The organism is Enterobacter sp. (assembly GCF_977039595.1).
Genome location: NZ_CDRQYH010000126.1, coordinates 1 through 4,404, shown reverse-complemented (window position 1 = coordinate 4,404; position 4,404 = coordinate 1). Strand labels below are relative to the sequence as shown.

The 4,404-nt window shown below is 54.7% G+C and carries 4 protein-coding genes and 2 pseudogenes; 4 read left to right on the top strand and 2 right to left on the bottom strand.

What is annotated here, in order from left to right; translation table 11 throughout:
• Together rpmH and ACWYRJ_RS20515 are read right to left on the bottom strand one after the other, a co-directional pair.
• The coding region (rpmH, locus tag ACWYRJ_RS20520) for a 50S ribosomal protein L34 (RefSeq protein WP_230014978.1) at positions 1–96 on the bottom strand (96 nt) is incomplete at its 3' end.
• A gap of 228 nt (positions 97–324) precedes the next feature.
• Positions 325–375 (bottom strand): annotated as a pseudogene (locus ACWYRJ_RS20515) (hypothetical protein); the annotation flags it as partial.
• 320 nt (positions 376–695) lie between these two features.
• Here ACWYRJ_RS20515 and dnaA point away from each other — a divergent pair.
• The 4 genes and pseudogenes from dnaA to ACWYRJ_RS20495 all read left to right on the top strand — a co-directional run.
• Positions 696–2,090 (top strand): chromosomal replication initiator protein DnaA, encoded by a 1,395-nt coding sequence (dnaA, locus tag ACWYRJ_RS20510; protein WP_010426558.1) that lies wholly within the window; start codon positions 696–698, stop codon positions 2,088–2,090.
• Between the two features lie 4 nt (positions 2,091–2,094).
• A complete protein-coding gene (gene dnaN / locus ACWYRJ_RS20505) occupies positions 2,095–3,195 on the top strand; it encodes a DNA polymerase III subunit beta (RefSeq protein ID WP_008500170.1) in 1,101 nt (366 codons plus the stop codon).
• Positions 3,195–4,268, top strand: a complete 1,074-nt coding sequence (gene recF / locus ACWYRJ_RS20500; protein WP_032648574.1) for a DNA replication/repair protein RecF — start codon at positions 3,195–3,197, stop codon at positions 4,266–4,268. Before dnaN ends, recF begins: the two co-directional genes overlap by 1 nt.
• A 28-nt stretch (positions 4,269–4,296) precedes the next feature.
• A pseudogene (locus ACWYRJ_RS20495) lies at positions 4,297–4,404 on the top strand (ATP-binding protein); the annotation flags it as partial.

Sequence of the window (4,404 nt, the reverse complement as noted above, 5' to 3'; positions counted from 1 at the left end):
TGCCAGAACCTGACGACCATTTTTAGTAGCCATACGAGCACGGAAGCCGTGAGAACGGTTGCGCTTCAGTACAGACGGTTGAAAAGTGCGTTTCATGGCGATTTCTACCTAAACTTGAATAAATTCACTGACTTTTGCGTATACCCGAACGAGTTTCGAACGACTAACGCCTCAGCGTGGGTGATTAAAGAGGCCGGATTGTAATAATTGTACACTCCGGAGTCAATTCTCTTTCCTTATTTCCCGCGTATTTCCGCACGTTTTCGCGTGGAAAATGAGCAACGGACGACGCAGGAAGATGAGCATCACGCGCCGGGTCGAGGATTATACGGGCTCACCGACAAAGCGCAAGGATCGTCCCGGATCTTCGTTAGATCATTTAAGCAATAAATTGTCTGTGCTCATTAATTTTTCCAATATGCGGACTAAATCGCGGGGCACTCGCGCCAGGATCGTTTACACTTACCCGGTTCTGGATCTTCCTGTGGATAAATCGGGAAGAATCTGTGAGAAACAGAAGATCTCTGGCTCAGTTTAGGCTATGATCCGCGGTCCCGATCGGGATCCCAGGATCCTGGTCAGGATAAATTGCAGATAGCAATTCGCACGTCCCCCTTTACACAGGGTCATGTCGATGTGCGCCAACAATCATGAATATTCAATAGTTTTCTTTTATTGTTCGAGTGGAGTCCGCCGTGTCACTTTCGCTTTGGCAGCAGTGTCTTGCCCGATTGCAGGATGAGTTACCAGCCACAGAATTCAGTATGTGGATCCGCCCGTTGCAGGCGGAACTGAGCGATAACACGCTGGCTTTGTATGCGCCAAACCGTTTTGTGCTCGATTGGGTAAGGGACAAGTACCTTAATAACATCAATGGACTGCTGAACGATTTCTGTGGGTCAGATGCCCCGCAGCTGCGCTTTGAAGTGGGCACAAAGCCGGTCACCCAAACCGTACGTGAAACCGTGAACGTCGCAGCGCCTGCTCAGGCCGCTCCTGCTCCGGCCCCTCGCGTCGCACCCGCTCGTCAGGGCTGGGATAATGTCCCTGCACCGGCTGAGCCAACCTACCGCTCTAACGTTAACGTGAAACACACGTTCGATAACTTCGTTGAAGGTAAATCGAACCAGCTGGCGCGCGCGGCGGCTCGTCAGGTTGCTGATAATCCCGGTGGAGCCTACAACCCGCTGTTCCTTTATGGCGGCACGGGTCTGGGTAAAACGCACCTGCTGCATGCGGTGGGCAACGGCATCATGGCGCGCAAGCCCAATGCCAAAGTGGTGTATATGCACTCCGAACGCTTCGTTCAGGACATGGTAAAAGCCCTGCAAAACAATGCGATCGAAGAGTTTAAACGCTACTATCGTTCCGTTGACGCGCTGCTGATCGATGACATCCAGTTCTTTGCCAATAAAGAACGATCGCAGGAAGAGTTTTTCCACACCTTCAATGCCCTGCTGGAAGGCAATCAGCAGATCATTTTGACCTCGGATCGTTACCCAAAAGAGATCAACGGCGTTGAAGATCGTCTGAAATCCCGCTTCGGCTGGGGCCTGACCGTGGCGATCGAGCCACCGGAGCTGGAAACCCGCGTCGCGATCCTGATGAAGAAAGCCGATGAAAATGACATTCGCCTGCCGGGTGAAGTGGCGTTCTTCATTGCCAAGCGTCTGCGCTCCAACGTCCGTGAGCTGGAGGGGGCACTGAACCGCGTTATCGCCAATGCCAACTTCACCGGTCGTGCGATCACCATCGATTTTGTGCGTGAAGCGCTGCGCGATTTGCTGGCATTGCAGGAAAAACTGGTCACTATCGACAATATTCAAAAGACGGTGGCTGAGTACTACAAGATCAAAGTGGCAGATTTACTGTCTAAACGTCGTTCCCGCTCGGTGGCGCGTCCGCGTCAGATGGCGATGGCGCTGGCAAAGGAGTTAACCAACCACAGTCTGCCGGAAATCGGGGATGCGTTTGGTGGCCGTGACCATACGACCGTACTGCACGCTTGTCGCAAGATTGAGCAGTTACGCGAAGAAAGCCACGACATAAAAGAAGATTTTTCCAATCTAATCAGAACATTATCATCGTGACGCTATGAAATTTACCGTTGAACGTGAACATTTATTAAAACCGCTGCAACAGGTGAGTGGCCCATTAGGCGGTCGCCCAACGCTGCCTATTCTCGGAAACCTGCTGCTTCAGGTCGCGGACGGTACGCTGTCGCTGACCGGTACAGATCTGGAAATGGAAATGATCGCGCGCGTTACGCTGACGCAGCCGCACGACGCGGGCGCGACCACGGTTCCGGCACGTAAATTCTTTGATATCTGCCGCGGGCTGCCGGAAGGCGCTGAAATCGCCGTGCAGCTGGAAGGCGACCGTATGCTGGTGCGTTCTGGCCGCAGCCGTTTCTCGCTCTCCACGCTGCCAGCAGCGGACTTCCCGAACCTGGACGACTGGCAGAGCGAAGTTGAATTCACCCTGCCTCAGGCGACGATGAAGCGTCTGATTGAAGCCACGCAGTTTTCCATGGCGCATCAGGACGTTCGTTACTACTTAAACGGCATGCTGTTCGAAACCGAAGGTGAAGAGCTGCGTACCGTGGCAACCGACGGCCACCGTCTGGCGGTCTGTTCTATGCCGATTGGCGACTCACTGCCAAACCATTCGGTGATCGTGCCGCGTAAAGGGGTGATTGAGCTGATGCGTATGCTCGACGGTGGCGACACGCCGCTGCGCGTGCAGATCGGCAGCAACAACATCCGTGCACACGTGGGTGATTTTGTCTTCACGTCTAAGCTGGTTGACGGTCGTTTCCCGGATTATCGCCGCGTATTGCCGAAGAATCCGGACAAAACGCTGGAAGCAGGCTGCGACAGCCTCAAGCAGGCCTTTGCCCGTGCCGCCATCCTCTCTAACGAGAAATTCCGCGGCGTGCGCCTGTACGTGAGTGAAAACCAGATCAAAATCACCGCTAACAACCCGGAGCAGGAAGAGGCAGAAGAGATTCTGGACGTCACCTACGCCGGGGCTGAGATGGAAATCGGCTTTAACGTCAGCTACGTACTGGATGTGCTGAATGCGCTGAAATGCGAAAACGTGCGCATTCTGCTGACCGACTCCGTTTCAAGCGTACAGATTGAAGATGCCGCATCACAGTCGGCTGCCTATGTTGTCATGCCAATGAGACTGTAATGTCGCTCACCCGTCTGTTGATCCGCGACTTTCGCAATATCGAAAGCGCGGATCTCGCTTTATCCCCCGGCTTTAACTTCCTGGTTGGCGCAAACGGCAGCGGCAAAACCAGCGTGCTTGAGGCCATCTATACGCTCGGCCACGGTCGGGCGTTTCGCAGTTTGCAGATTGGTCGCGTCATTCGCCACGAGCAGGAATCCTTTGTTCTGCACGGGCGTTTGCAGGGGGCGGAGCGGGAAACCGCGATCGGCCTGACCAAAGACAAGCAGGGCGACAGCAAGGTGCGCATCGACGGCACTGACGGCCATAAAGTGGCGGAGCTTGCGCTGCTGATGCCGATGCAGCTGATAACGCCCGAGGGGTTTACTTTACTCAACGGCGGCCCCAAATACAGAAGAGCGTTCCTCGACTGGGGATGCTTTCACAACGAAGCCGGATTCTTTAACGCCTGGAGCAACCTGAAGCGTCTGCTCAAGCAGCGTAACGCCGCGCTGCGCCAGGTGACGCGCTACGCCCAGCTGCGTCCGTGGGACATGGAGTTAATCCCTCTTGCGGAACAGATTAGCCGCTGGCGTGCCGAATACAGCGCTGGTATCGCCGAAGACATGGCCGACACCTGCAAACAGTTTTTACCTGAATTCTCTCTCACCTTCTCCTTCCAGCGCGGCTGGGAAAAAGAGACGGACTATGCCGAGGTGTTAGAGAGAAACTTCGAGCGCGACCGCATGTTGACCTATACCGCGCACGGCCCGCACAAGGCGGATTTCCGCATTCGTGCTGACGGTGCGCCGGTGGAAGACACGCTGTCGCGCGGGCAGCTCAAGCTCCTGATGTGTGCGCTGCGCCTGGCACAGGGAGAGTTTCTCACCCGCGAGAGCGGAAGACGCTGCCTGTACCTGATAGATGATTTTGCCTCGGAACTTGACGACGCGCGGCGCGGGCTGCTTGCCAGCCGCTTAAAAGCCACGCAGTCGCAGGTTTTCGTTAGCGCGATAAGCGCTGAACACGTTATAGACATGTCGGACGAAAATTCGAAGATGTTTACCGTGGAAAAGGGTAAAATAACGGATTAACCCAAGTTGAAATGAGCGAGAAACGTTGATGTCGAATTCTTATGACTCCTCCAGTATCAAAGTCCTGAAAGGGCTGGATGCGGTGCGTAAGCGCCCGGGTATGTATATCGGCGACACGGATGACGGCACCGGTCTG